18 protein-coding genes and 1 pseudogene are annotated in these 26,983 nt (G+C 69.0%); 4 read left to right on the forward strand and 15 right to left on the reverse strand.

What is annotated here, in order from left to right; all coding sequences use genetic code 11:
• The 9 genes from A5688_RS13540 to A5688_RS13580 all read right to left on the reverse strand — a co-directional run bounded on the left by A5688_RS13540 (position 1) and on the right by A5688_RS13580 (position 15,617).
• Positions 1–939, reverse strand: coding sequence for a crotonase/enoyl-CoA hydratase family protein (locus A5688_RS13540; RefSeq protein WP_067839387.1), 939 nt, complete (start codon positions 937–939; stop codon positions 1–3).
• Positions 940–947: 8 nt separating this feature from the next.
• Positions 948–2,576 carry an acyl-CoA dehydrogenase family protein gene (locus A5688_RS13545; RefSeq protein ID WP_067839384.1) on the reverse strand — a complete coding sequence of 543 codons (1,629 nt, stop codon included), beginning with the start codon at positions 2,574–2,576 and terminating at the stop codon, positions 948–950.
• A 48-nt stretch (positions 2,577–2,624) separates the two neighbouring features.
• Positions 2,625–3,455 carry an alpha/beta hydrolase family esterase gene (locus tag A5688_RS13550; protein ID WP_067908970.1) on the reverse strand — a complete coding sequence of 277 codons (831 nt, stop codon included), beginning with the start codon at positions 3,453–3,455 and terminating at the stop codon, positions 2,625–2,627.
• Positions 3,456–3,465: 10 nt separating this feature from the next.
• Positions 3,466–4,221 carry a deoxyribonuclease IV gene (locus tag A5688_RS13555; protein ID WP_067839378.1) on the reverse strand — a complete coding sequence of 252 codons (756 nt, stop codon included), beginning with the start codon at positions 4,219–4,221 and terminating at the stop codon, positions 3,466–3,468.
• A 41-nt stretch (positions 4,222–4,262) separates the two neighbouring features.
• Positions 4,263–4,910 (reverse strand): dihydrofolate reductase family protein, encoded by a 648-nt coding sequence (locus A5688_RS13560; protein ID WP_067839375.1) that lies wholly within the window; start codon positions 4,908–4,910, stop codon positions 4,263–4,265.
• A gap of 120 nt (positions 4,911–5,030) precedes the next feature.
• Positions 5,031–8,981: a DNA-directed RNA polymerase subunit beta' gene (locus A5688_RS13565; protein WP_067839372.1), complete on the reverse strand. Its 3,951-nt coding sequence runs from the start codon at positions 8,979–8,981 to the stop codon at positions 5,031–5,033.
• 59 nt (positions 8,982–9,040) lie between these two features.
• Entirely contained in the window at positions 9,041–12,547 is a 3,507-nt protein-coding gene (locus A5688_RS13570) for a DNA-directed RNA polymerase subunit beta (protein ID WP_120312264.1), read from the reverse strand.
• A gap of 395 nt (positions 12,548–12,942) precedes the next feature.
• Positions 12,943–13,953 carry an ABC transporter ATP-binding protein gene (locus A5688_RS13575; RefSeq protein WP_067839365.1) on the reverse strand — a complete coding sequence of 337 codons (1,011 nt, stop codon included), beginning with the start codon at positions 13,951–13,953 and terminating at the stop codon, positions 12,943–12,945.
• Positions 13,954–14,135: 182 nt separating this feature from the next.
• On the reverse strand, positions 14,136–15,617 hold the full coding sequence (locus A5688_RS13580; protein WP_067908973.1) for a carotenoid oxygenase family protein: 1,482 nt from the start codon (positions 15,615–15,617) through the stop codon (positions 14,136–14,138).
• A gap of 71 nt (positions 15,618–15,688) precedes the next feature.
• Here A5688_RS13580 and A5688_RS13585 point away from each other — a divergent pair, with 71 nt between their 5' ends.
• Positions 15,689–16,372, forward strand: coding sequence for a TetR/AcrR family transcriptional regulator (locus A5688_RS13585; RefSeq protein WP_067839359.1), 684 nt, complete (start codon positions 15,689–15,691; stop codon positions 16,370–16,372).
• Between the two features lie 49 nt (positions 16,373–16,421).
• On the opposite strand, the gene rplL is transcribed toward A5688_RS13585, so the two are convergent.
• The 6 genes and pseudogenes from rplL to A5688_RS13615 all read right to left on the reverse strand — a co-directional run bounded on the left by rplL (position 16,422) and on the right by A5688_RS13615 (position 23,982).
• Positions 16,422–16,817, reverse strand: a complete 396-nt coding sequence (gene rplL / locus A5688_RS13590) for a 50S ribosomal protein L7/L12 (protein WP_007767831.1) — start codon at positions 16,815–16,817, stop codon at positions 16,422–16,424.
• A 44-nt stretch (positions 16,818–16,861) separates the two neighbouring features.
• Positions 16,862–17,503: a 50S ribosomal protein L10 gene (gene rplJ, locus A5688_RS13595; RefSeq protein WP_067908976.1), complete on the reverse strand. Its 642-nt coding sequence runs from the start codon at positions 17,501–17,503 to the stop codon at positions 16,862–16,864.
• Between the two features lie 245 nt (positions 17,504–17,748).
• Entirely contained in the window at positions 17,749–18,189 is a 441-nt protein-coding gene (locus A5688_RS13600) for a DUF1772 domain-containing protein (protein ID WP_067839352.1), read from the reverse strand.
• Between the two features lie 5 nt (positions 18,190–18,194).
• Positions 18,195–19,127, reverse strand: a complete 933-nt coding sequence (locus A5688_RS13605) for an ROK family protein (RefSeq protein ID WP_067908980.1) — start codon at positions 19,125–19,127, stop codon at positions 18,195–18,197.
• A gap of 5 nt (positions 19,128–19,132) precedes the next feature.
• A pseudogene (locus tag A5688_RS13610) lies at positions 19,133–19,793 on the reverse strand (DUF7158 domain-containing protein).
• A gap of 1 nt (position 19,794) precedes the next feature.
• The gene (locus tag A5688_RS13615; protein WP_068268187.1) at positions 19,795–23,982 is read right to left on the reverse strand and encodes an NEW3 domain-containing protein; all 4,188 of its coding nucleotides are present in this window, start codon (positions 23,980–23,982) and stop codon (positions 19,795–19,797) included.
• A 76-nt stretch (positions 23,983–24,058) separates the two neighbouring features.
• Between A5688_RS13615 and A5688_RS13620 the strand changes: the two genes are divergently transcribed.
• The 3 genes from A5688_RS13620 to A5688_RS13630 are packed head-to-tail and all read left to right on the forward strand — an operon-like array spanning position 24,059 to position 26,945.
• Positions 24,059–24,652, forward strand: a complete 594-nt coding sequence (locus A5688_RS13620; protein ID WP_067914852.1) for a DinB family protein — start codon at positions 24,059–24,061, stop codon at positions 24,650–24,652.
• Positions 24,653–24,693: 41 nt separating this feature from the next.
• Positions 24,694–26,040 carry an ABC1 kinase family protein gene (locus tag A5688_RS13625; RefSeq protein ID WP_067834401.1) on the forward strand — a complete coding sequence of 449 codons (1,347 nt, stop codon included), beginning with the start codon at positions 24,694–24,696 and terminating at the stop codon, positions 26,038–26,040.
• Complete coding sequence (locus A5688_RS13630) at positions 26,040–26,945, forward strand: alpha/beta fold hydrolase (protein WP_067834403.1); 906 nt, start codon at positions 26,040–26,042, stop codon at positions 26,943–26,945. The genes A5688_RS13625 and A5688_RS13630 overlap by 1 nt, the downstream gene beginning before the upstream one ends.
• The last annotated feature ends 38 nt before the right edge of the window (positions 26,946–26,983 follow it).

Genomic DNA, 26,983 nt, shown 5'->3' on the forward strand with positions numbered 1-26,983 from the left:
CTACACTCCGGAGGCGCGGCGGCCGTGGTCGCCGAAGGGCTCGTCGCGATGCCGTACCGCTTCCCGGAAGCCGTGCTCGGTCGCGTCGGCCACGAAGGCGTGGCCCTCCGGGGTGTGCCGGGCGACACCGTCGAACACGGTGCTGACCATGCGGCTGGTGGCCACGCCCTGTTGCAGCAGCGCCGAATTCAGCGCGAGCTTGACCATGATCAGCTGGTTGACGGGCACCGCGGCGATCCGTTCGACCAGTCGCTCGGTGCGTTCGTCGAGGTCCGCCGGGTCCGGCGCCTCGACCGCCAGCCCCCACTCCGCGGCCTGGGCGCCGGTGATGCAGTCGCCGGTGAACAGCAGCCTCTTGGCGCGCTGGTCGCCGAGGCGGTGCGCCCACAGGCCCGCGGCCGGGACGCCCCACACGCGGGTGGGCGGGTAGCCGATCTTGGCGTCGGCCGCGGCGATCACCTGGTCGGCGTGCAGCGCGATGTCGGTGCCGCCGGCCACGCAGTAGCCGTGGATCTTGACCACCGTCGGCTTGTCGGCGTGCATCAGGCTGGCGAAGCCCCGCACGAACCGGCTCATCATCTGGTAGTCGATCATCGGGTCCCACGGCTGGTCGGGTAAGTGGTTGACCGCCTGGGTCTTTCCGTCCAGCACCGTGCCCTTGTACGCGCCCGTGCCGCCCGCCGATCCGGTGCGGTCCGCATAGGCGCTCAGGTCGAACCCCGCGCAGAAACCCTCGCCGCGGCCGGACACCAGGATGACGTGCACATTCGGGTCGAGGTCGGCGCGCTCCACCAGCGCCGAGAGCTCCAGCGGGGTGTCCGCGACGATCGCGTTGCCCTTTTCCGGCCGGTTGAAGGTGATCCGGGCAACCCGATCGGTGACCTCGTAGGTCATCGTCTTCAGGTTGTCGAAGTCGACCGGCCTGATCGCGTGAGTCATGCGGGCGCTCAGCCCTTTACCAGCGCGCGCTCGAGGATCGGGGCCAGATCCAGGCCGGTGGGCATGGTGCCGTACGCCCCGCCCCACTGGCGGTCGAGCCGGGTGGTCAGGAAGGCCTCGGCGACCGCGGGGTGGCCGTGACGCACCAGCAGCGAGCCCTGCAGCGCCAGGCAGATGTCCTCGGCGACCTTGCGGGCGCGGTGCGCGATGGTGTCCAGGTCGGTCAGGTCCTGGCGCAGCCGCTCGACGTGAGCGCCCAGTCGCGGGTCGGCCCCGGCGCTCTCGGTCAGTTCGGTGAACAGCACCTCGACGCATTCGGGGCGAGTTGCCATGGCGCGCAACGTGTCCAGCGCGCTGACGTTGCCCGAGCCCTCCCAGATGCCCATCAGCGGCGCCTCGCGGAACAGCCGCGGCATGCCCGAGTCCTCGACATAACCGTTGCCGCCCAGGCATTCCAGCGCCTCGGCGGCGTGCGGGGTGGCGCGCTTGCACACCCAGTACTTGCTGGCCGCCAGGCCGATGCGGCGCAGCAGCGCCTCCTGCCCGTCGCCGCGCAACGCTTTGTCGGTGGCGCCGGCCATCCGCATCGCGACGATGGTCGCGGCCTCGGCCTCCACGGCGAGGTCGGCCAGCACGTTGCGCATCAGCGGCTGGTCGATCAGGTAGGCGCCGAACGCCTTTCGGTGCTGGGCGTGGTGGATGGCGCGGGTCAGGCCGGTGCGCATGCTGGTGGCGCTGCCCAGGGTGCAGTCCAGGCGGGTCAGGTTGACCATCTCGATGATGGTGGGGACGCCGCGGCCCTCCTCGCCCACCAGCCACGCGACGGCACCGTCGTATTCGACCTCGCTGGAGGCGTTGGCGTGGTTGCCGAGCTTGTCCTTGAGCCGCTGCAGGAACATCCGGTTGCGGGTGCCGTCGGGCAGCACCCGCGGCAACATGAAGCACGACAAGCCGCCCGGAGCCTGCGCGAGCACCAGGAAGATGTCGCACATCGGCGCCGAGGTGAACCACTTGTGGCCGGTGAGTCGGTAGCTGCCGTCACCGTTCGGGGTCGCCTCGGTGGTGCCGGCGCGCACGTCGGAGCCGCCCTGCTTCTCGGTCATCGACATGCCCGCGGTGATGCCCCGCTTGGTGGTGGCCGGCTTGAGTTCGGGATCGTATTCACGGCTGGTCAGCAGGGGCTCGTAGACCGCCGCGAGCTCCGGGTTGAAGCGCAGCGCCGGGACGACGGCGTAGGTCATCGAGATCGGGCAGGTGTGGCCGGGCTCGACGTTCCAGACCGACATCTTGGCGGCCCGCACCACATGTGCGCCCGGGCGGTCGTCGGCCCACGGCGCGGCGTGGATGCCGCCGGCGATCGCCGTGCGCATCAGTTCGTGGTAGGCCGGGTCGTATTCGACCTCGTCGACGCGATGACCGTATTTGTCGTGCGTGTGCAGGATGGGCCGGTTGCGGTCGGCGAGTTCACCCCACCGTTGGGCCTCGTGGCCACCCGCGATGGCGCCGACCTCGTTCACCTCTTCTGAGCCCCATTCCCCGCCCTCGCGGATCAGGGCCTCGACGAGCACCGCGGATGTCGCGGGGTTGTAGTGCTCCAGCGGAGGAACCTGGTTGGTGACGACATGCGTATCCGACATGCCCTCATGTTACATTTTTCCGACAGTTGCACAAGAGCTGTAATACAGCTACCGGGGATGGGCCGCGAAGAACTCCCACAGCCGCTGGGTGGCGAAGCCCGGCCATTCGTGGCCGCCGCCGTCGATGGTGATGAGGACGACGCCGCGGTTGCCGGCGCATCCCGCCGTCGACGTGGCCAACGGGCCGTTCGTCGCGGTGGCCGGACTGCCACACCGATCGACGTTGCGCCAGAACGCATTCAGGCTGGGCACAGACGGGCCGTTGATGACGCTGAAGCCCTGCCCGCCGCCGTAGGGCACCAACCGATCCGCCGTGCCGTGGATGTGCATGATCGACATCGGGCGCGGCTTGCGGCAGTCGGTCAGCTGCGTACCGGCCACCGGACCGATCGCGGCGAAGATGTCGGTGTCGCAGGCCAGCGTGTAGGACATGATGGCGCCGTTACTCATACCGGCGACATAGACCCTGGCGGGATCGGTGGCAACGTTGCGGGCGATGTCGGCGACGGCCGCGCTGATGAAGGCGACGTCATCGACGCCCTCTCGTCCCGGCCGGCCGCAGCAGCCTTCCCCGTCGACGTTCCAGGCCCGGTCGACTCCATCCGGGTAAGCGACGACGAACCGGTCCGAATTGGCCAATTCGTCCCAGCCGTAGTCCCTTTCGACTTGCCGTGCGCTCCCGGAATAGCCGTGCAGCACGACCACGAGCGGCGCCGACGCCGGTAGACCCGCCGGCTCGTAGAGCCGATAGCTGCGATCGCGCCCGCCCACATTGACGTGGTGCAGGCTGGTGCCGGTGACGAAGCCCGACGGCAGCGCCGGCGCACAACCCGCGACCAACAGGAGCGCCCCGAAGAGCGTCGCGAGTCGACCGGGCATGGGCTGTGACTCAGCCGCTGGTCTTTTCCCGCAGGAACGCGATGTCGTCCTTGCGGCCCTCATCCGCGGTCTCGCAGATGACCGGCGCGTCGGCCGCCGTGACCACCGCGGCGAGCAGCTCGGGATCGATCTGGCCGGTGCCGAAGTTGGCGTGCCGGTCGGCGCCCGAGCCCGCCGCGTCCCTCGAGTCGTTGCAATGCACCAGGTCGATGCGGCCGGTCAGCGCCTTGATCCGGTCCACCGCGTCGATCAGTTCCTCACCCGCGGCCCACGCATGGCAGGTGTCCAGGCAGAACCCAATGCCCTTGTCGCCGATGCGATCCCACAGCCTGCCGATGGTGTCGAAGTGGCGGGCCATCGCGTGGTCGCCGCCGGCGGTGTTCTCCAGATACACCCGCACGTCGGTCTCCAGGTAGTCCAGCGCCTTGACCCACCGCTCGAAGCCGGCCTCCATGTCGTTGTCGTCGGCGTGGCCGCCGTGCACGATCACGGCCGTCGCATTGATCTCCGCGGCGGCATCGCAGGTGTCCTGCAGGATCTTGCGCGACGGGATGCGGATGCGATTGTTGGCCGACGCCACGTTGATCAGGTACGGCGCGTGCACGTACAGCGGGATGGTGGACGCCTTCAGCGCCTCGGCATCGTCGCGGGGCTTGGGCTTCTTCCAGCTCTGCGGGTTGCCGAGGAAGAACTGGACCACCTCGGCGCCGTCAGCGGCCGCGGCGGCCAGCGGGTCGTCGCCGTGGACATGGGAACCAATGAGCACGAACCGAGTCTAGGCGCGCCCACCGACGCCGCGTACAGCCGTCATCTCCGCCAGAACAGGTGGTGGGTGACCCCGCTCGGGCTGGGCACCACCTCGTGGTGGTACCGGTCGTCGAGCTCGTCCGGGGACTCCCACAGGCGCGATCCGGCGCCGATCTCGATGTCGGCGACCGCCACGTGCAAGGTGTCGACGAGGCCGGCGTCCAGGAACTGCCGGACCGTGCTCGCGCCGCCGCCGAGCCGCACGTCCTTGCCGTCTGCGGCCGCCTTCGCCCGCTCCAGGACGCTCGCCGGGTCGTCGGAGACGAAGTGGAACGTCGTCTCCCCCAACGTCAGTGACGGACGTCCATAGTGGGTCAGCACGAACACCGGGGTGTGGAACGGCGGCTCGTCCCCCCACCAGCCCTGCCACTCGGGTTGGTCTTCCCAGGGGCCGCGGTAGGGGCTGAATTTGTTGCGGCCCATTATTTCCGCCCCGATGTTGTTCCGGTAGTCGCGGGTGAAGTAGTCGTCGAGGCCGCGCGTCCCGCCCGGTTCGCTTCGGCCCACCCAACTGGCCGTCGCACCGACCCACGCGAACAAGGCGGGCTGGTCGGCGTCGCCGAACGGCCGCTCCAAGCGTTGGTTGAGTCCTGAGCCGAACCCGTCACGAGACAGCATGAAGTTGTGGACTCGCAGCAGTTGGGCCACGCGCTCCTCCTAGATTCTCCGACAGTCGCAAGGTAGACCTCGACCGGCGGCTGAACTCATCGCGGAACGAAAAAGCCCCCGCCGAAGCGGGGGCTTTCTCTCGTGCGCCGATAGCGGGGACTACCGGTAGTCCGAATACCCGTAATCGTCCAGCGGGACCGCGGCACCGGTGGCCTGGCCGAAGTCCGGGCTGTAGTACTGATCCTCGTAGGACGGGATCGTGTACGCGGCGGCCCGGGCTTCCTCGGTCGGCTGCACCTGGATGTTGCGGTACCGGTTGATACCGGTACCGGCCGGGATCAGCTTTCCGATGATCACGTTCTCCTTCAGACCGTTGAGCTTGTCGCTGCGGCAGTTGATCGCCGCATCGGTCAGCACCCGCGTGGTCTCCTGGAACGACGCCGCGGACAGCCACGAGTCGGTGGCGAGGCTCGCCTTCGTGATACCCATCAGCACCGGACGACCGGCGGCGGGCTCGCCGCCCTCGGCCACCACCCGGCGGTTCTCCGCCTCGAACTCCGCGCGGTCGATCAGCGAACCCGGCAGGAACTCGGTCGAGCCGGAGTCGATGATGGTGACGCGGCGCAGCATCTGGCGGACGATCACCTCGATGTGCTTGTCGTGGATCGACACACCCTGTGCGCGGTAGACCTCCTGGACCTCGCGGACCAGGTGGATCTGCACCTCGCGGGGGCCCTGCACGCGCAGCACCTCGTGCGGGTCGGCCGAGCCTTCCATCAGCTGCTGGCCCACCTCGACGTGGTCGCCGTCGGACAGCACCCGCTCGGAACCGTCTTCGTGCTTGAAGACCCGCAGCCGCTGCCGCTTGGACAGCTTGTCGTACACGACCTCTTCGCTGCCGTCGTCGGGGACGATGGTGATCTTGTAGAAGCGCTCACCGTCCTCGAGACGGACCCGCCCGGTGACGTCGGCGATCGGCGCCTTACCGCGCGGGATGCGGGCCTCGAACAGCTCCTGCACGCGGGGCAGACCGCCGGTGATGTCCTCACCGACACCACCCTGGTGGAAGGTACGCATGGTCAGCTGGGTACCGGGCTCACCGATGGACTGCGCGGCGACGATACCGACGGCCTCGCCGATGTCGACCAGCTTTCCGGTGGCCATGGACCGCCCGTAACAGGTCGCGCACACCCCGGTGCCGGTGGTGCACGTCAGCACCGAGCGCACCTTGACCGACGTGATGCCCGCCGCCAGCAGTGCCTCGATCTCGGGATCACCGAGGTCCTCGCCGCGCGGAACGACGACGTTGCCGGCCTCGTCGACCGCGTCGGCCCCCAGAGTCCGTGCGTACGCCGAGGTTTCGATGTACGGGTCGCGGATCACGGTGCCGTCCGCCTGGCGCTCGGCCAGTTCGACGACGATGCCCCGCTCGGTCTCGCAGTCGTGCTCGCGGACGATGACGTCCTGGCTGACGTCCACCAGACGACGGGTCAGGTAACCCGAGTCGGCGGTACGCAACGCGGTGTCCGCCAAGCCCTTTCGAGCGCCGTGCGTGTTGATGAAGTACTCCAGCACGGTCAGACCCTCACGGAACGAGGACTTGACCGGACGCGGGATGAACTCACCCTTCGGGTTGGTCACCAGACCCTTCATGCCGGCCAGCGTTCGCGTCTGGGTGAAGTTACCAGTGGCGCCCGAGTCGACGATCGTGATGATCGGGTTGTCGGCCGGGTAGTGCTCACGCAGCGCCTGACCGACCTCGTCGGTGGCTTCCTTCCAGATCTCCACCAGCGCCTCGTTGCGCTCGTCGTGGTTCAAAGCACCACGCTGGAACTGCTTTTCGACCTTCTCGGCCCGCTCCTCGTACTGGTCGAGGATCTCCTTCTTGCGCGGCGGGACGAGCACGTCGGCCATCGAGACCGTGACACCGCTGCGGGTCGCCCAGTAGAAACCGGCGTCCTTCAGCTTGTCCACGGTCTGCGCGACGACGATCATCGGGTAGCGCTCGGCGAGGTCGTTGATGATCGACGCCTGCACCTTCTTGTGCATCTGCTTGTTCACGAACGGATAGCCCACCGGCAGCAGCTCGTTGAAAAGCACACGGCCCAGCGTGGTTTCGGCCAGCCAGGCGTCGCCCGGCTGCCAGCCGTTGGCGCCGAACAGCTCGGCCTCGATCTCGGCGGGCGGACGCAACTGGGTCAGCCGCACCTTGATCTTGGCCCGCACCGACAGCACGCCGCGGTCCGACGCCATGATCGCCTCGGCCGGCGAGGAGTAGACGCCGACCTCCGGCTCGTCCTTGGCGGCCGCCTTGAATTCGCCCAAGGCGGCGTCCACCTCGGTGGTCAGGTAGTACAGACCGGTCACCATGTCCAGACGCGGCATGGCCAGCGGACGACCCGACGCGGGCGACAGGATGTTGTTGGAAGACAGCATCAGGATGCGTGCCTCGGCCTGCGCCTCGGCGCTCAGCGGCAGGTGCACTGCCATCTGGTCACCGTCGAAGTCGGCGTTGAACGCCTCACACACCAGCGGGTGCAGCTGGATTGCCTTGCCTTCCACCAGCATCGGCTCGAAGGCCTGGATGCCCAGCCGGTGCAGGGTGGGTGCGCGGTTCAGCAGCACCGGGTGTTCGGCGATGACCTCTTCGAGGACATCCCACACCTGGGGACGCTGACGCTCCACCATGCGCTTGGCGCTCTTGATGTTCTGCGCGTGGTTGAGGTCGACCAGCCGCTTCATCACGAACGGCTTGAACAGCTCCAGCGCCATCAGCTTGGGCAGGCCGCACTGGTGCAGCTTGAGCTGCGGACCGACCACGATGACCGAACGGCCCGAGTAGTCGACGCGCTTACCGAGCAGGTTCTGCCGGAACCGGCCCTGCTTGCCCTTGAGCAGATCGCTCAGCGACTTCAGCGGGCGGTTACCCGGCCCGGTGACCGGGCGGCCGCGACGGCCGTTGTCGAACAGCGCGTCCACGGACTCCTGCAGCATCCGCTTCTCGTTGTTGACGATGATCTCGGGCGCACCGAGGTCGATCAGCCTCTTGAGGCGGTTGTTCCGGTTGATCACGCGGCGGTACAGGTCGTTCAGGTCGCTCGTGGCGAACCGGCCACCGTCGAGCTGCACCATCGGGCGCAGCTCCGGCGGGATCACCGGGACAGCGTCGAGCACCATGCCCATCGGCGAGTTGCCCGACTGCTGGAAGGCGGCGACCACCTTGAGCCGCTTGAGGGCGCGAAGCTTCTTCTGCCCCTTGCCGTTTCGGATGACGTCACGCAGGATCTCGGCCTCGGCGTCGATGTCGAAGTTCTCGATCAGCTTCTGGATCGACTCCGCACCCATGGCGCCGGTGAAGTACTCACCGAAGCGGTCGATCAGCTCGCGGTAGAGGTTCTCGTCGACGATCAGCTGCTTGGGGGCCAGCTTGGTGAAGGTCGTCCAGATCTCCTCGAGCCGGTCCAGCTCACGCTGGGCGCGGTCACGCAGCTGGCGCATCTCGCGCTCGCCGCCGTCCCGAACCTTGCGCCGCGCGTCGGCTTTTGCGCCCTCGGCCTCCAGCTCGGCCAGGTCGGCCTCGAGCTTCTGGGCGCGGGCCTCCAGGTCGGCGTCGCGCTGGTCCTCGATGGCCTTGCGCTCCACCATCATTTCGGCCTCGAGCGTCGAGAGCTCGTTGTGGCGCATCTCGTCGTCGACCGCGGTGATGACATAGGCCGCGAAGTAGATGATCTTCTCGAGATCTTTCGGGGCCAGGTCCAGCAGGTAACCCAGCCGGCTCGGCACGCCCTTGAAGTACCAGATGTGCGTGACGGGCGCGGCCAGCTCGATGTGGCCCATCCGCTCGCGACGCACCTTGGCGCGGGTCACCTCGACGCCACACCGCTCACAGATGATGCCCTTGAACCGGACGCGCTTGTACTTGCCGCAGTAGCACTCCCAGTCGCGAGTCGGTCCGAAGATCTTCTCGCAGAACAGGCCGTCCTTCTCCGGCTTCAGCGTGCGGTAGTTGATCGTCTCCGGCTTCTTGACCTCGCCGTAAGACCATTGCCTGATGTCCTCCGCGGTGGCCAGGCCGATACGGAGTTCATCGAAGAAGTTGACGTCGAGCACGTAACTCCCTTTCCCCTTGCGGGTTTAGTTACCAATAAGAGGCTGGCTTCGCGTTACCGCTAAGCCAGGTCCTCAACAGACGCAGATTCGTTGCGGGACAGATTGATTCCCAGGTTCGCCGCCGCCCGCTCGAGGTCTTCGTCCTCTCCTTCGCGCAGCTCGATCGCCGCGCCGTCCGAGGAGAGCACCTCGACGTTGAGGCAGAGCGACTGCAGCTCCTTGAGCAACACCTTGAAGGACTCGGGGATACCCGGCTCCGGGATGTTCTCGCCCTTGACGATCGCCTCGTACACCTTGACCCGGCCGACGGTGTCGTCGGACTTGATGGTCAACAGCTCCTGCAGCGTGTACGCGGCGCCGTAGGCCTGCATGGCCCAGCACTCCATCTCACCGAAGCGCTGGCCACCGAACTGCGCCTTACCACCCAGCGGCTGCTGCGTGATCATCGAGTACGGACCGGTGGAGCGGGCGTGGATCTTGTCGTCCACCAGGTGGTGCAGCTTCATGATGTACATGTAGCCAACGGTCACCGGGTACGGGAACGGTTCCCCGCTGCGGCCGTCGAACAGCACCGCCTTGCCGTCGCCGTCGACCATGACCTCACCGTCGCGGTTGGGCAGCGTGCAGGACAGCATGCCGGCCAGCTCCTCCTCCTTGGCGCCGTCGAACACCGGCGTCGAGACGATCTGGTTCGGCTGCGCGTGCCGCAGCTGCTCGGGCAGGTTGGCCGCCCAGTCGGGCGAACCGTCGATGTTCCAGCCGGACTTGGCCACCCACCCGAGGTGGGTCTCCAGGATCTGACCGATGTTCATCCGTCGCGGCACACCGTGGGTGTTCAGGATGATGTCGACCGGCGTGCCGTCCGGCAGGAACGGCATGTCCTCCTGCGGCAGGATCTTGCCGATGACGCCCTTGTTGCCGTGGCGTCCGGCGAGCTTGTCGCCGTCGGAGATCTTGCGCTTCTGGGCCACGTAGACGCGCACCAGCTCGTTGACGCCGGCCGGCAGCTCGTCGTCGTCCTCGCGGGAGAACACCCGGATGCCGATGACCTTGCCGGACTCGCCGTGCGGCACCTTCAGGGAGGTGTCGCGGACCTCGCGGGCCTTCTCCCCGAAGATCGCGCGCAGCAGCCGCTCCTCCGGCGTCAGCTCGGTCTCACCCTTCGGGGTGACCTTGCCGACCAGGATGTCGCCGTCGCGGACCTCGGCACCGATGCGCACGATGCCGCGCTCGTCGAGATCGGCCAGCACCTCGTCGGAGACGTTCGGGATGTCCCGGGTGATCTCCTCGGCGCCCAGCTTGGTGTCGCGGGCGTCGATCTCGTGCTCCTCGATGTGGATCGAGGTGAGCACGTCCTCCTCAACCAGGCGGTTGGACAGGATGATCGCGTCCTCGTAGTTGTGGCCCTCCCACGGCATGACGGCGACGAGCAGGTTCTTGCCCAGCGCCATCTCACCGTTCTCCGTGCACGGACCGTCGGCGATGACCTGACCGGCCTCGACCCGCTCGCCCGCGTCGACGATCGGCGACTGGTTGGCGCAGGTGCCGTGGTTGGACCGCTCGAACTTACGCATCCGGTAGGTGTGCCGGGTGCCGTCGTCGGCCATCACGGTGATGTAGTCGGCGGAGACCTCCTCGATCACCCCGGCCTTCTCGGCCACCACCACGTCGCCGGCGTCGATCGCCGCGCGCAGCTCCATGCCGGTACCCACCAGCGGCGCCTCGCTGCGCACCAGCGGAACCGCCTGGCGCTGCATGTTGGCACCCATCAGGGCACGGTTGGCGTCGTCGTGCTCGAGGAACGGGATCATGGCCGTGGCCACCGACACCATCTGGCGCGGCGACACGTCCATGTAGTCCACCTCGGACGAGGGCACGTACTCGACCTCGCCCGCCTTCCGGCGGACCAGCACCCGCGACTCCTCGAACCGGCCCTTGCTGTCGATCGGCGAGTTGGCCTGCGCTACGACGTGGCGATCCTCCTCGTCGGCGGTCAGGTAGTGGATCTCGTCGGAGACCACACCGTCGACGACCTTGCGGTACGGCGTCTCGATGAACCCGAACGGGTTGACCCGGGCGTACACCGACAGCGACCCGATCAGGCCGATGTTCGGACCCTCCGGGGTCTCGATCGGGCACATGCGGCCGTAGTGCGACGGGTGGACGTCACGGACCTCCAGGCCGGCGCGCTCACGGGACAGACCGCCCGGGCCCAGCGCCGAGAGACGGCGCTTGTGGGTCAGCCCGGACAGCGGGTTGTTCTGGTCCATGAACTGCGACAGCTGGCTGGTGCCGAAGAACTCCTTGATCGCGGCGACGACCGGCCGGATGTTGATCAGGGTCTGCGGCGTGATGGCCTCGACGTCCTGGGTGGTCATCCGCTCCCGGACCACGCGCTCCATCCGCGACATGCCGACCCGGATCTGGTTCTGGATCAGCTCGCCCACGGTGCGCAACCGACGGTTACCGAAGTGGTCGATGTCGTCGGTCTCCACCGGCACCTCGGTGCCGCCGGGGACGGTCATCGTGGCCTGGCCCTCGTGCAGGCGCACCAGGTACTCGATGGTGGCGACGACGTCTTCCTCGGTCAGGGTCGACGACGTGATGGGCTCGCCGGCGTGCAGGCCGAGCTTCTTGTTGACCTTGTAGCGGCCCACGCGGGCCAGGTCGTAGCGCTTCTCCTTGAAGAACAGGTTCTCCAGCAGGGTCTGCGCGGACTCCTTGGTCGGCGGCTCGCCCGGACGCAGCTTGCGGTAGATGTCCAGCAGCGCCTCGTCGGTGCCGGCGGTGTTGTCCTTCTCCAGCGTCGACATCATGATCTCGGAGAAGCCGAACCGCTCGGTGATCTGCTCGTTGGTCCAGCCCAGCGCCTTGAGCAGCACGGTGACCGGCTGGCGGCGCTTGCGGTCGATTCGGACGCCGACCGTGTCGCGCTTGTCGACGTCGAACTCCAGCCAGGCACCCCGGCTCGGGATCACCTTGACGCTGTGCAGCAGCTTCTCGGTCGACTTGTCGATGCTCTCGTCGAAGTACACACCCGGCGAGCGGACCAGCTGGCTGACCACGACACGCTCGGTGCCGTTGATGATGAAAGTGCCCTTCTCGGTCATCATCGGGAAGTCACCCATGAACACCGTCTGGCTCTTGATCTCGCCGGTGTTGTTGTTGATGAACTCGGCCGTGACGAACAGCGGGGCCGCGTACGTCATGTCCTTGTCTTTGCACTCGTCGACCGGCGCCTTGACCTCGTCGAAACGCGGGTCGGAGAACGACAGCGACATCGAGCCGGAAAAGTCTTCGATCGGCGAGAGCTCGTAGAGCACCTCTTCCAGGCCACCCACCGGAGTGACGTCCCCGCGGGCGGCGGCGGCCTCACGCCAGCGCGGCGCGCCGATCAACCATTCGAAGGAGTCGATCTGCACGTCAAGCAGGCCGGGAACCTCGAGGGGTTCGCGGAGCTTGGCGAAGGAGACTCGGTTGGGCGCTCCGGGCACGGAGCCGTTCGAGGAACTTCCGTTAGAGGAACTTTGTGGGCGATCCGTCTTGCTCTGGCGGAAATCTGCCAAGATGCATCCTTCCAGCACCTCGTGCGACTCACGAAGGCCGGGACCACCGGCCAGCTCGCCGCGAATTGTGTCGGTTCGGCCGGCGAACGAACTGTCCGGATCTCACGCGCGCAACTAAAGAACTAAGCCACTTCGGGGGGCTCAGGCTTAGACCACGGTGTCAGGTGGCGGGTGAGGTGGGCAGGAGGTAGCCAGCGCAACGTCCAACAATAGCGCAGGACCGCGCATTCCTCAACTTCCCAGCGTCAGCATTCCAGGGACATCGGCGCTGGCTGGCGTTTCGACTTTCCGCTGGATACATGCTGCCCAACAGACTGGCTCGTTTGCGGCCCGTCGTCAAGAGGGCAAGCCGTCGTGTTACGCGGAGTTATCGCGAAACACGACAGGCCGGCCGCCTAGTCGCCGAACTCGTGGGCGCGGTACTTGTGGGTCCCTTCGAGGTCGTCGAGGATCGCGGCCTGAGCGTTCTTGGGCAGGGTGTGCAGGATCTCGCGCACCCGGGCCTGGCGGCGGCCGACGGCCTTGCGCTCGGGCATTCCGGGTGTCGCGGTGATCTGCGGGGGCACACCCTCGATCTCCTCGACGCCACCGGCGTGGTGACCCGCGTCGAGCAGCGCCTGCTCCTCGGCCATGGTGGCCTCGTCCTTTTCCTCGGACATACCGATCGGCCCGATCCGGCGGCCGTTGAGGAACTGCCGCACCACCGGCTCGTCGCTGGTCAGCAGCACCTCACGCGGGCCGAACATGACCAGCTTGCGGCGGAACAGCATGCCCATGTTGTCCGGCACGGTGCGGGCGATGTTGATGTTGTGGGTAACGATCAGCACCGTCGCGTCGATCTGGGCGTTGATATCGAGGATCAACTGGCTCAGGTAGGCGGTACGCACCGGGTCCAGACCGGAGTCGGGCTCGTCGCAGAGGATGATCTGCGGGTCCATCACCAGGGCACGGGCCAGGCTGGCGCGCTTGCGCATACCGCCGGAGATCTCTCCGGGGAACTTCTTCTCGTCGCCGCCGAGACCGACCAGGGTCAGCTTCTCCATGACGATGTCACGGATCTCGCCTTCCTTCTTCTTGGTGTGCTCGCGCAGCGGGAAGGCCGCGTTGTCGAACAGGTTCATCGAACCGAACAGGGCGCCGTCCTGGAACATCACGCCGAACAGCGTGCGGATCTCGTAGAGCTCCTTGGCCGAACACTGCAAGATGTCGGTGCCGTCGATGACAACCGAGCCGCGTTCGGGCCGCAACAAACCGATCAGGGACTTCAGGAAAACGGATTTGCCGGTACCCGACGGCCCCAGCAGGACGCTGACCTCCCCGGCGGGGATTTCCAACGTCACGTCTTCCCAAATCCTCGAGGAGCCGAAGGACTTCGTTAGTCCATTCACCTCGATAGCGACGCCCATGGGAAATCCTTCCGTCGACACTCGTGCCCGCCACCTGCCCTTTTGTGTGGCATGAGTCACTGTAGCGCACTGCTGCCACACGGCATCAGGGATGCGGACGACAGCCGGGAAATATTAGCCGTCCTGAGATCACCCGGAAGCCCGCGCGGCACAACTTATTTGACGCGCGTGTTAGCCGAACGTCAGCCGGTGGGCGCCCAGTTGCCGTGGAAGCCCATCGGCACCCGCTGCGGCAGGTGAACGGTGGCCACCTGCTCGAGAGTCTGCGCGTCCAGCAAAAGCAATTGGCCTTCGTCGCGGTCGCGGTGATAGCCGAAGCCCAGCAGGATGCCGTCGTCTTCGGTGCCGGCCCCGGGGTTCGGCACAAAGGACATCTCGCCGAGTAAAAGGCCGGCATCGAGGGCCGCCACCTCGCGGGACCCGGTCGCGTAATCGTGTTTGAAAAGGCCGGATCCGCCGCCGGCGAACTGTGCGCCCACGGTGTAGCCGTACCGGTGCCGCCCGCCCAGCAACTCCTCGTTGATCCGCGGGAATTCCTGCGACTGATCGTCGCGGCATTCGGTGGTGACCGCACCAGTCGCCAGGTTGATGGTCCAGCGGTCCAGCATGGGGGTGCTTTCCCCGGGACCGCGCCGGTCCCGATCGAACATCCGCGCGTAGCGCACCACGTCGAGCACCAAAACCTCAGCGCCGCTTCGCATTTCGGAATAGGCGTTGAGCGGGTGGTAGACGTAGCAGGGTTCGATGTCGAACCAGCGCACGTCCTTGTTGTCGCCCTCTCGCGGCATGACCCCGATGCGGGCCGGGTAGTGCGGGTTCCAGGCGTAGGGCATCCGATCCGAGTGCCGGGCGTCGCGGTTCATCCGGGCGGTGACCGGGCTCGGCACCCGCACCCGCCCGATCAGCGACTGCAGCACCAGGCGGGCCGGCAGGGTCAACCAGGGCGGCATCTGCCGTGGCAGCACCTGTACCGGGTCGAAGGTCACCGGCAGGTCGTAGATCACCACGTATTTGTCGGTCAGCGAGAAGTCGTGCATCATCGGCGACCCGCCGACCTCGATGTCCACCGTCCGGCGGGCGCGGCCGGCGACGTCGATCACCGAATACTGCACGGTCCGCCCGCGCGTGAACGAGTAAGAGACCGCGTGCAGTTCACCGGTGCGCGGGTCGCGGTGCGGGTGCGCGGTGTAGCCGCCCGCCAGCGTGCCGTCGAAGTCGCACGTCCCGACGGTGTCCAGCTCCTCGGTGAGCTCGTAGTTGGCGACGCCGCCCTCGACCAGCGCCAGGGTCCGCCCGGCGTGGCTCAACACGTTGGTGTTGGCGCCCAGGCTCAGCATTCCGGCGCGCGGGTCGAGCCGGCCCGGCGCCGGCTCGCCGAGGATGCGGCACACCGACGGGCTGCGCACCCACCGGTTGCGGTACCAGCGGGCCTGCCCGTCGCGAAGCGCCACCCCGTGCACCATGCCGTCGCCGCTGAACCAGTGATAGACGGCCGGGTCCACCTCGGCGGCCGGGTTGGGGCCGTTGCGCAGGTAGCGCCCGTCGAGGTGTTCGGGAATGCGTCCGGTGACGCGCAGATCGTGCGCGGTGACTTCCGCGCCCACCGGGGCCAGGAAGTCTTCGAGGTAGGGATTGCCGGGCTTGGCGGTTGTCGTGGTCACGATGGCTGAACTCCTATAACATTGTTATTTCAGCGTTATTGGCACGGTACGCTCCCGATGAGAAGATGGCAACGATGACTTCCGAGGTTCAGCGCGGCGTTCGCGAGGAGCTGCTGCACGCCGCGGTCGCCCTGCTCGACGAGCACGGGCCCGATGCCCTGCAGACGCGCAAGGTGGCCGGCTCCGCGGGGACGTCCACGATGGCGGTCTACACCCACTTCGGCGGGATGCGGGGCCTGATCGCCGAGGTGGCCGAGGAGGGGCTGCGGCAGTTCGACGCCGCACTCTCGGTGCCGCAGACCGCCGATCCGGTGGCCGACCTGTTCGCCACCGGCGCCGCCTACCGGCGCTACGCCATCGGGCGTCCGCACATGTATCGGCTGATGTTCGGCAGCACCAGCGCACACGGCATCAACGCGCCCGCCCACAACGTCCTGACGCTGACGGTCGCCGAGATCGAGCGGAGCTACCCCAGCTTCGCGCACGTCGTGCGCGGGGTGCACCGATGCATGCTGGCCGGCCGGATCAAACCCGCGGGCACTTCGAAAGACGGCGTCGACGATGCGTCCGTCGTGGCCACCGCGGCCCAGTTCTGGGCGTTGATTCACGGGTTCGTCATGCTGGAGCTGGCCGGCTACTACGGCGACGGCGGCGCGGCCGTCACGCCGGTACTCGTCGCAATGTACTCGAGTTTGCTGGTGGCGCTTGGTGATTCAGCGGATCGAGTGCAACAGTCCGTGCAGTCGGCAATGGCCTGAATGCACGAAACCCCCGGGACGGTGGTCCCGGGGGTTCACGCGCAGTGACTTACTTGACGGTGACGGTGGCGCCGGCGGCCTCGAGCTTGGTCTTGGCCTCGTCGGCGGCCTCCTTGGCCACCTTCTCCAGCAGCGGCTTGGGCGCGCCGTCGACCAGGTCCTTGGCCTCCTTGAGGCCCAGGCCGGAGACGATCTCGCGGACCACCTTGATGACGCCGATCTTCTTGTCGCCGGCGGCCTCGAGGATCACGTCGAACTCCGACTGCTCCTCGGCGGCCTCGGCGGGCGCGCCACCGGCGGCGCCACCACCGGCAGCGGCGACGGCGACCGGAGCGGCCGCGGTGACCTCGAAGGTCTCCTCGAACTTCTTCACGAAGTCGGAGAGCTCCAGCAGGGTCATCTCCTTGAAGGCGTCGAGCAGGTCGTCAGTGGACATCTTTGCCATGGGTGTGGGTCCTTCCTTGTTTTTCCAGGTTCCGGGTTGGGTTGTTATTCGGCTTCGGCCGGGGTTTCCGGCGCCTCAGCGGGTGTTTCCGAAGCGGGTTCCGGGGTGGTTTCCGCGGCGGGCTCCGCAGCGGCTGCGGGTTCCGCAGCGGCGGCGGGACCTGCCGGCACTTCGGCGGCCTTCTTCTCCTGCAGTGCCGCCGCGAGCCGGGCGACCTGCGAAGCCGGGGCGTTGAACAGCCCGGCCGCCTTGGCGAGGTTGCCCTTCATCGCGCCGGCCAGCTTGGCCAGCAGCACCTCGCGCGACTCGAGGTCGGCGATGCGCTCGACCTCGGCGACCGTCAACGCGCGGCCGTCCATGTAGCCGCCCTTGATGACCAGCGCCTTGTGTTCCTTGGCGAAGGTCTTGATGGCCTTGGCGGCGTCGACCGCCTCACCGGTGACGAAGGCGATGGCCGTCGGGCCGGCGAACAGCTCGTCGAGCCCCTCCACCCCGGCTTCCGATGCCGCCCGCTTCACCAGCGTGTTCTTGGCCACCGAGTAGGTGGCCGACCCGCCCAGCGAGCGCCGCAGCTCGGCCAGGTTGGCGACGGTCAGACCGCGGTACTCCGTGATCAGGGTCGCGGTCGATTCCTTGAACTGCTCGGCGATGTCTGCAACGGCGGTGGCCTTGTCAGCCCTGGCCATGCCTACCTCCTGATGTGAAAGTCAATGCGACGTGTCGTCTCGATCCCCCCGAGAACGACGAACGCCCCGGCGCAGAAGCGGCCGGGGCGTGAAATACGCCGGCGCGAGCCGGCGCGGTGCCTCGTCCTCCTGCGTGGGCCGCCGGGATGCTCCCGGACCTTCAACCGATTGCTCGGTGACCGACGGTCTTCGGTGGATCGGCTAACAGGATAGCGTGGCCCGCGCGATCAGCCAAAACGGCGACCTCAGGTGACGGCGAGGGCCAGCAGGACCAACACCGCCAGCAGCAGGATCACCCGCACCCGGTGGCGCCGATCCCAGCGAGCGGCGAGCTCGCGCGAGAGCTCACCGGTGCTCGGCCATTTCGCGATGCGGTTGTTGAGCGGCACCAACATGGTGACCGTGAACAGCACCACCGCGGCCATCAGGCCCGCGGCGATGCCGCACAGCCAGTCGCGCGGGGCGCCGCGCTCCTCGAAGGCGAGGGCCGCCAACAGCAGCAGGACGACGGCATACCAGAACGGCATCGTGGTGCCCAGCGCCCGGCCGGCGCCGCCGCGCGCCGCACGGAAGGCGTCGTCGGGAAGCCGGGCGATGAGCGGGTTGAAGAAGACCGCCACCGCCAGCTCCACGCCGACCATCAGCCCGGTGACGACGACCGCGAGCGCGTCGATGCTGTGGTTCATGGCAATCACCTTGGCATGACGCCGGGCCCGAGGCCCGCGAGGCGGGCCGCGCCGATCAGGCCGGCCTCACCGCCGAGCTCGCCGGGCACCACCCGCAGCCCGGACAGGAAGTCCAGGCCGGCGTATTCGGACAGCTTGGCCCGCAGCGGTTCGAACAGCACCGGACCGGCCTTCGCGACGCCTCCCCCGATCACCACGAGGTCCAGGTCGCACACCGCGCCGACCGAGGCGATCATCGCGGCCAGCGCGTTGGCCCCCCGGTGGAATGTCTGCCGGGCCACCGGGTCTGCGGCCGCTGCCGCCGCGGCCAGGTCCCTGGCGCCGGCGCCCGGCGGGGCGGACCAGCCGTCCTCTCGCGCCCGGCGCACCATCCACGGCCCGGATGCGACGGTCTCCACGCACCCGTGACCACCGCAGGCGCACGGCCGGCCGCCCAGTTCGACCACCACGTGCCCGACGTGACCGGCGTTGCCGGTGCGCCCCGAGTAGGGGACGCCGTCGAGCACCAGTCCGCCGCCCACCCCGGTGGAGACCACCATGCCCAGCAGAAATCGGGCGCCCGCGGTCTTCCCGGCCCCGATCCAGTGCTCCCCCAACGCCATGCAGACGCCGTCACCGCCCAGCACCACCGGCAGTCCGGGCGCCGCCGCGGCGACCCTGTCGCGCAACGGGAAACGGTCCCAACTGTCGATGTTGATCGGGCTGACCGACCCGCCGTGCAGGTCGATGGGCCCGGCCGACGCGATCCCCACCGCGGCGACCGGAGCGCCGGCCGCCTGCAGCGCGTCGGCGATCAACGCTTCGACGACGGCCCAGACGTCGTCGGCCGCGGTCGTGACGGGCGTGGGGCGGATGACGGTGTACACCAGCTTGCCGCCGGAATCCACAAGCGCGGCAGCGATTTTGGTGCCGCCGATGTCCAGGCAGAGGGTCAGCACGGTGTTCAGTGCCGGTGGGTGTTGTCGGGTTGACGGGGGTCGCCGGGATGCTCGTGGCCGGGTGCCAGCTGCACCAGCGCGGCGCGCCGCGCGTCCAGCCACAGCCGGAAGGCGCGTCGCCGCGCGGCGCCGCGCAGGTGCTCCTCGATCGCCGACCGCACCTCGTCCAGCGGCGGGCCGGTCACCGCCGTCGTGCACCAACCGTGTGCGCCCCGACGCGGCGCGGCAAAGCGCAGCGGGTTGCGGGCGTGATAGGCCGTCACGTCGGCGTCGGTCACGCGCACCGCGGCGGTCACCTCGGCGAACAGCGCCCGGGCACGCGGATCGGCCAGGACGGCCGCGGCGACGCTGCCGATCTCCAGTCGTGCGGTCGCGTCGGGCAGCAGCTCGGCCTCGGACGGCGCTCCGCGCGCGGTCAGCCCCCGCGCGGCCGCCTCCGCGGCGACCACCCGCTCGGTGACGACAAGTTGGGTCAGCCACCGCCGCAGCTGGCGGCCCTCGCCGGTGCCGCGGACCGGCAGGGCGGCCGCTCCCCGCGCGCTGCGCAGCCGCGCTTCGGCGGCGTCGAGGACGTCCGGTGGCACGGGCACGCCGGCCACGGTCGCGATCGGATGCTCGCCCGACGACGATGCACGCCGCGAGTCGGCGTGAGAAGAAGTCGGGCAATTCAGCTCTGCCATGTCACCGTCACCTTCACCGCCGGCGAGTAGACCAGTCGGCCGGCGCAGCCGATCCGCACCAGCGCCCACCACTGGCCCGGCTCCAGCCAGGCCGGCGGGGTCAGCTGGAAGCGTAGGTCGGCGGTGCCGCGGGCGGGCAGCACCGCGCCGAGCGCGCCGGGACCCATCCATTCCCAGGTGCCCCAGGGGCTGATCAGATGCGCCTCCAGCGCCAAATCGGCCCCGGCGCGGCTGCCGACCGTGACGGCCAGCGTGCCCGCCTGGCCGGGCCGGAGCGTCACCTCGGCCGGCCCGTCGGCGAGGTAGATCAGCTCGCCGGGCTCGCCCACCGCCACCACGCAGACGTCTTCGACGGGCTGGCGCCAGGCGGCCGGGACCGCTTCGCCGGTGACGCGGAGTTCGGCGCGGACCGGGTAGAGCCCCGGCTCGGCGCGGGCCGGGACCGACACCGCCACGTCGGTGTGCAGGTGGTCGCCGGCGCACAGCGTGAACGGCAGCCCGGCGGGCGTGGCCGTCCAGCCGTCCGGGCAGCGCAGGGCGACCGTGCCGCGCAGCGTGGCGTCGGTACTGTCGCTGGCCGCGGTGAGGCGCAGCGTCACCGCGGCGCCGGGTTCCGCGGTCGCCTGCGACGGGTGCAGGTGGGCGACGGCCGGCAGCCCACCCAGCGGCGCGGGGCCGCGATTGTGCAGCCAATAGCGCGCGTAGAGCGGCTGCGCGGCCTCCGCGTGCGGGGCCAGCGCGGCGGCGTCGCTCGCCGCCGCGGGCGCGTCGAGTCGGGCGAGCACCGTCGCCACCTGGTAGCCGTGCAGCTCGACCGACGGCACGGGTTCGGGTCGCGTTTCCAGCAGATCCACCCGTCGCAGGCCGCTCACCGTCGCGACGTCCGAGTCGATGACGACGTGGGCGCCCGCGCCGGTCGTCTCCACTAGGCGCAGGGCGACCGTATTGGGGTCCAGCAGCGCCGCGCTGCCCGCGGTCAGGGGATTGCCGGCGGCCTTGAGGGCGGCCAGTTGCACCGATCCGGCGGGCTCGACGCGCAGCAGCGATCCGGCCGGCGGCAGCGCGGCGGCGCGCCGGTCCGGCGTCACGGCGAGCAGTGGCTGGGAGAACTGGGCGCTGCGGGCGGGGATCGCGGCCCGCCGCCAGTCGCCGGCTCCGCTGACCAACGCGTAGTCGAAGGCGTGGGTCCAGTGCTGGAGTTGAAAGTTGGAGCCGTCCGGCGCGGTGCGGCGCGGGTCATCGATCCAGATGCCCGACGGCCAGCCGGTGCAGGAACGCACCAGCGCGGCGTGCAGCGTGCCCTCGGTGTCGACGGCGAAGCTGGGCACCCCACGGTTGAGCAGGGCGACGGTGCGATCTTCGAAAGGGTATGTCCCCGACGGCGATTGCTGCGACACGACGATCTCGGCGTCGCCGAGATCGTCGGCCACCGCGGCGATCGCGGCCCGCAGGTCGTCCTCGTCTCGGCCGTCGATGACCAGGACCGGCAGGGCCCGCGACGGACGCAGGTCGGCGCCGGGCACCCACACCGCGTCCAGCGGCGTCTCGGCCGGCACCCATACCCTGGCCCGGCCGGTGCTCGCCAGCTGGCGGTCCAGTTCGTCGCGGTAGGCCGGAGCGTCGGCCAGCACGGCCGCGGTGAAGGCGTTGCCGGCGGGCCCGCCCAGCGCGATGCGCACGTCGGGCAGGTTGGAATCGACCTCGAGGTGGCCGTAGCGCGGCTTGTCCGCGGCGCCGCAGGTGGCCGTGACGCCGGCGCGGACCAGCGCGACCATCAGTTCCCGGGCCAGCGGCCCGGACACCGCCTCGGCCGGCGACACCACCTCGGCGACCGAGATCGCCCGCACGCCGCCGCCCGGCACACGGACCCGGGCCGCCGACGACAGGCCGAACCAGCCGTACGCCGGGTTGTCCAGGGTCCAGAGGTGCCGGGCGGTGTCCACCGACCGGGAGCCGCCGGGGCCGTCGTGCAGCAGCGCGAACCCGCGGCCGACGACGGCGTCGCCCACCTCGCTGACCGGCATGGCGCCCGGCACCGGGCACGGCCAGCGCAGCCGCACCAGCTGGTCGGCCCCGGTGAACTCGTCGATGGTGGTGCGGCAGTCCACCCGCGCGACGCCAGTCCACAGCGTCAGGGTTTGGGTGTAGCGCAGCAGCGCGCCGATCCGGCCGTGCACCACCAGCCGCTGACCGAGCGGCCCGCGGTAGGCCCGCACCCGCGCGGGCGTCGCGGACGAACAGACGACCGGCCCCTTGGGCAGCAGGTGCCAGGGGCCCTCGCCCTGGCTCGGGTGCGCCGGGTACTCCTCGTAGACGGCGAGCTCGTTGCCCACCCGTTCGTCGGCGATCAGCTCGCGGCCGTCCTGGATCAGCGAGGCGACTCCACCGCCGCGGGCCGGGTCGGCCTCGACCCGGTAGTGCTCGTTGGCGATCACCGATCCGGCCACCGGTTCCCAGCCGGCCGGTTCGCCCTGCGGTTCGGGCACCAACCGGTACGCCCGCCACCCCAGCGACGGCACGTCGCGCGCCACCCAGCTGACCGAGCGGCCGTCGTGCTCGACGTGCGCCGCCAGCTCGGCGCCGTCGGCGTCGAACACCCGCACCCGGGCACCCAGAGGCGGGTCGAGACGCGCGGTGACGACGTCGGTGCGCGCGCCGGTCAGCGGATTCCACACGATCACGTCGCCGTCGCCGGAACCGACCTCGCCGGACAGCAGGGCCAGCGACTTGTCGCGGGCCGCGCGGCCCAGCTCCCAGGCGTCGCGCCATCCGGTCAGCAGGTCGAGGTACACCTGGTCGGATTCCGAACCGGTGATGGCGTCGTGGTGCGCGCCGTAGGCCAGCTGCACCCAGGCCTTGGCCAGGGCGGCCTGCGGGTACTGGGCGCCGGTCAGCAGCCCGGCGAACACCGCGAAGCGCTCGGCCTGCAGCACGGCATTCTCGGCGGCCCGGTTGGCCTGCTTGGTGTCGATGTAGGAGACGTCCTTGCCGGTGTAGATCGGGTTCATGTCCCGGGTCTGCGGTGACGGCGCGCCATCGCGCCGCGCCAGTTCGGCGCGCACCGCCGCGAAGAACTCGCGCGGCACCGCGCACACGAAGTGCGGCCAGGTGTAGCGGGCGGCCCAGTCCCGGTGGATCTCGGTGACCCACTTGTTGGGCGGGGTGTAGTCGGTGCCGACGGGCAGCAGCACGTTGCGGGTCAGCGCGACCCTCTTGAGCTGATCGAACAGCTCATACGTGGCGGTCTCGGCCTCGCCCAGCGAGGCCGCGGAATCCATCCACCAGCCCGCCGAATAGTGCGCGGGCATGTAGTGGGTGAGCAGGCCGCGGCCCGACGGCGAGATCCACTCGAACTCGCTGCAGAACTGCATGCGCTCGACGTCGCCGTCGCCCAGCGCCGGGCCCCACTGGTGGTGCGGTCCCCGGGCCCACGAACTCGACGTCAGGCCGGCGTCGGCGGCGAATCCCGGGAATTGCGGATCGTGGCCGAACACGTCCAGCTGCCACGCGGTGGCCGGATTGGCTCCCATGACGTGACGCTGAAAACCTATGCCGTGCACCAGGTTTCGGATCGTCGTCTCCGGGCTGGTGAGGTTGGTGTTCGGTTCGTTGTAGGTGCCGCCCATCACCTCGACGCGGCCCTGGGCGATGAACCGGCGCAGATCGGCGCGGTCCTCGGGCCGGGTGTCCCAGTACGGCTTGAGGTAGTCGACCTCGGCCAGCACGAACTTGTACTCGGGCTCGCGCCGCGCCATCTCCAGATGCGCGTGCACCAGGTCGAAACCGTTGGCCTGGCGGGCCCGCCCGGGCGGGTCCTCGGTCCACTCGCTGGTGTAGGCGCCCTGGGTGTTCCACCACACCGGGTCGTAGTGAAAGTGGCTGACCATGAACATGGTCCAGCCGGGCTCGGCCACGGTGAACTCGAACGGCAGCCGCTGACCGCCGGCGTGCGCCCGCGCGGGCCGGCGGTGCCCGGCGACCGGCCCGTCCACCGTCACCGCAACCTCGAGGACCTCGCAGCCGGGTTCGGCGATCGTCTGCCCGCGCAGGCCGCGGCCGTCGATGCGCACGGGCGTGGGCTCGGCACACCCGGACACGGTGACGCGGACCAGCTGAAGCGGCGCGTCCGGTGGCCCGACGAAGAGCTCGGTCGACTCGGCCCTGGTCATCTGCATGCCGAAACCACCTGCATCCCCGCACCTTACGGCGCCCGAGACCTAGGATCGATGCATGCCCGCCCTCGCCCCGCCCGTGGCCGACGAACGCAACGCACTGCGCGAATTCCTGGCGTTTCACCAGAGCGCGTATTTCGCGGTCAGCCACGGCCTCACCGACGAACAGGCCCGGTCCACGCCCTCGGTCAGTGCGCTGTCGATCGGCGGGCTGATCAAACACGCCACCGGGATGCAGCGCAGCTGGATGGCGCGCGTCGCCGCCGCGCCCGACGCACCGCCGAAAGACCCCCGCCCCTTCGAGCGGATCGCCGAGGAGTTCGCCGACCAGCACGTGATGCGGCCCGACGAGACGCTGGCCGGGCTGCTGGAGGCGTTCGAGGAGCAGAACGCGACGTCGCTGCGGCTGGTGGAGACCGCCGACCTCGACGCCGCGGTGCCCGTTCCGCACGACATCCCGTGGTTTCCCAAGAACCAGCAGGCCTGGTCGGTGCGCTGGGTGATCCTGCACGTGATCAACGAGCTGGCCCGGCACGCCGGGCACGCCGACATCATCCGGGAGACGATCGACGGCGCCACCATGTACGAGTTGATCGCCGCGCGGGAGGGCTGGGCCATCGAGGGCTGGGTGCAGCCCTGGAAAAGCGGCGACAGCGGTCCGCGTCCGAGTTAGCGGATTGGGCCTCACCCCCGCGGATGCGGCACACTGCACAGATGAGCTCTACCAAGCATCGAGAGGGGGCCAAGCTCGACCGGGTGCCGTTGCCGGTCGAAGCGGCCCGGGTTGCCGTGACAGGCTGGCAGGTCACCCGCACCGCCGCTCGCATCGTCACCAAGCTGCCGGGCAGGGGCCCGTGGCAACAAAAGGTGATCAAGCAGCTCCCGCAGACCTTCGCCGACCTGGGACCGACCTACGTCAAATTCGGACAGATCATCGCGTCCAGTCCCGGGGCGTTCGGTGAATCGTTGTCGCGGGAGTTCCGCGGCCTGCTCGACCGGGTGCCGCCCGCCGACTCCGACGAAGTGCACAAGCTCTTCGTCGAAGACCTCGGCGGCGACCCGTCCGAGTTGTTCGCCAAATGGGACGAGACGCCGTTCGCGTCGGCGTCCATCGCGCAGGTGCACTACGCGACGCTGCACACCGGCGAGGAGGTCGTCGTCAAGATCCAGCGCCCGGGCATCCGGCGCCGGGTCGCGGCCGACCTGCAGATCCTGAAGCGTTTCGCCCAGGCCGTCGAACTGGCCAAGCTGGGCCGCCGGCTCTCCGCGCAGGACGTGGTCGCCGACTTCTCCGACAACCTGGCCGAGGAGCTGAATTTCCGGCTGGAGGCGCAGTCGATGGAGGCGTGGGTGTCGCACCTGCACGCCTCACCGCTGGGCAAGAACATCCGGGTGCCGCAGGTGTTTTGGGACTTCACCAGCGACCGGGTGCTGACCATGGAGCGGGTGCACGGCATCCGCATCGACGACGTCGCCGCCGTGCGCAAGGCCGGATTCGACGGCGTCGAGCTGGTGAAGGCGCTGCTGTTCTCGCTGTTCGAGGGCGGGCTGCGGCACGGGCTGTTCCACGGCGATCTGCACGCGGGCAACCTCTACGTCGACGAGGCGGGCCGCATCGTGTTCTTCGACTTCGGGATCATGGGCCGCATCGATCCCCGCACCCGCTGGCTGCTGCGCGAGCTGGTGTACGCGCTGCTGGTCAAGAAGGACCACGCCGCGGCCGGCAAGATCGTGGTGCTGATGGGTGCGGTCGGCACCATGAAGCCGGAGGCCGAGGCCGCCAAGGACCTGGAAAAGTTCGCCACCCCGCTGACCATGTCGACGCTGGGTGACATGTCCTACGCCGACATCGGCCGGCAGCTCTCGGCGCTGGCCGACGCCTACGACGTCAAGCTGCCCCGCGAGCTGGTGCTGATCGGCAAGCAATTCCTCTACGTCGAGCGGTACATGAAGCTGCTGGCGCCCAAGTGGCAGATGATGTCGGATCCGCAACTGACGGGCTATTTCGCGAACTTCATGGTGGAAGTCAGCCGCGAGCACCAATCCGACGTCGAGGTCTGATGGAGATCCGCACCGGGAACGCCACCTCGGGTGACCTGAAGCTCTACTACGAGGACATGGGCGACATCGACGCCCCGCCCGTGCTGCTGGTCATGGGATTGGGAGCCCAGCTGCTGCTGTGGCGCGTCGCGTTCTGCGAGAAACTGGTCGGCCACGGCCTGCGCGTCATCCGCTACGACAACCGCGATGTCGGCCTGTCCAGCAAGACGCAGCACCGCAGCTCGGGGCAGCCGCTGGTGACGAGGTTGCTGCGGTCCTGGTTGGGCCTGCCCAGCCAGGCGGCCTACAAGCTCGAGGACATGGCCGACGACGCCGCGGCGGTGCTGGATCATCTGGGCATCGACCGCGCCCATATCGTCGGCGCGTCGATGGGCGGCATGATCGCGCAGATCTTCGCCGCGCGATTCCGCGAGCGGACCACGACCCTGGCGATCATCTTCTCCAGCAACAACTCGGCGTTGCTGCCGCCGCCGGCCCCGCGCGCATTGCTGGCGCTGCTGAAGGGCCCGCCGCCGGACTCCCCACGCGAGGTGATCATCGACAACGCGGTGCGCGTCGGCAACATCATCGGCAGCCCGCGCTACCGCGTGCCCGACGAACAGGCCCGCGCCGAGGCCGCCGAGGGTTATGACCGCAACTACTACCCGCAGGGCGTCGCGAGACATTTCGGTGCGGTGCTGGGCAGCGGCAGCCTGCGTCGCTACAACCGCGAGACCACCGCGCCCACCGTGGTGATCCACGGCCGGGCGGACAAGCTGATGCGGCCGTTCGGAGGGCGGGCCGTCGCGAGGTCCATCGACGGTGCCCGATTGGTGACATTCGATGGAATGGGTCATGATCTTCCACAGCAACTCTGGGATCAGGTGATCGGCGTGCTGACTAAAAACTTCAGCAGAGCCGACTAGCCCAAAAACACTCGGTAGAAACGCGTCCTGCGATTTTC

The organism is Mycobacterium mantenii (assembly GCF_001667865.1).
GTDB classification, from domain to species: Bacteria; Actinomycetota; Actinomycetes; order Mycobacteriales; family Mycobacteriaceae; genus Mycobacterium; species Mycobacterium mantenii_A.

What these genes read in the sequence shown, in the direction of transcription:
- A5688_RS13630 (WP_067834403.1), top strand. Translation starts at nt 26,040, where the DNA reads ATGGAGATCCGCACCGGGAACGCCACCTCGGGTGACCTGAAGCTCTAC.
- A5688_RS13545 (WP_067839384.1), bottom strand. Translation starts at nt 2,576, where the DNA reads ATGTCGGATACGCATGTCGTCACCAACCAGGTTCCTCCGCTGGAGCAC.
- rplL (WP_007767831.1), bottom strand. Translation starts at nt 16,817, where the DNA reads ATGGCAAAGATGTCCACTGACGACCTGCTCGACGCCTTCAAGGAGATG.
- A5688_RS13585 (WP_067839359.1), top strand. Translation starts at nt 15,689, where the DNA reads ATGACTTCCGAGGTTCAGCGCGGCGTTCGCGAGGAGCTGCTGCACGCC.
- rplJ (WP_067908976.1), bottom strand. Translation starts at nt 17,503, where the DNA reads ATGGCCAGGGCTGACAAGGCCACCGCCGTTGCAGACATCGCCGAGCAG.
- A5688_RS13540 (WP_067839387.1), bottom strand. Translation starts at nt 939, where the DNA reads ATGACTCACGCGATCAGGCCGGTCGACTTCGACAACCTGAAGACGATG.
- A5688_RS13625 (WP_067834401.1), top strand. Translation starts at nt 24,694, where the DNA reads ATGAGCTCTACCAAGCATCGAGAGGGGGCCAAGCTCGACCGGGTGCCG.
- A5688_RS13575 (WP_067839365.1), bottom strand. Translation starts at nt 13,953, where the DNA reads ATGGGCGTCGCTATCGAGGTGAATGGACTAACGAAGTCCTTCGGCTCC.
- A5688_RS13600 (WP_067839352.1), bottom strand. Translation starts at nt 18,189, where the DNA reads ATGAACCACAGCATCGACGCGCTCGCGGTCGTCGTCACCGGGCTGATG.
- A5688_RS13550 (WP_067908970.1), bottom strand. Translation starts at nt 3,455, where the DNA reads ATGCCCGGTCGACTCGCGACGCTCTTCGGGGCGCTCCTGTTGGTCGCG.
- A5688_RS13615 (WP_068268187.1), bottom strand. Translation starts at nt 23,982, where the DNA reads ATGCAGATGACCAGGGCCGAGTCGACCGAGCTCTTCGTCGGGCCACCG.